The organism is Psychrobacter sp. TB55-MNA-CIBAN-0194 (assembly GCF_040309505.1).
Classification (GTDB): Bacteria; Pseudomonadota; Gammaproteobacteria; order Pseudomonadales; family Moraxellaceae; genus Psychrobacter; species Psychrobacter fozii.
Genome location: NZ_JBEOOW010000771.1, coordinates 1 through 237 on the forward strand (window position 1 = coordinate 1; position 237 = coordinate 237).

General features: G+C 67.5%; 1 protein-coding gene. It reads left to right on the forward strand.

The window, feature by feature from the left end:
* Positions 1-237 (forward strand): PEP-utilizing enzyme (locus AAEY75_RS17040; RefSeq protein ID WP_352260363.1); only part of this gene is annotated, 237 nt, incomplete at both ends.

Genomic DNA, 237 nt, shown 5'->3' on the forward strand with positions numbered 1-237 from the left:
GGATGCCCTGTTGGCCGAGCGTGCTGCCGACTTGCGTGACATCGGCCGCCGCGTGCTGGCCCAATTATGCGGCGTCCAAAGCGTGCAGGAACCGAGTGAACCCTACATCCTGGTGATGGAAGAAGTCGGCCCTTCGGACGTGGCACGCCTGGACCCGGCCCGCGTTGCCGGCATTCTCACCGCCCGAGGTGGCGCCACAGCCCACAGCGCCATCGTCGCCCGCGCACTGGGTATTCC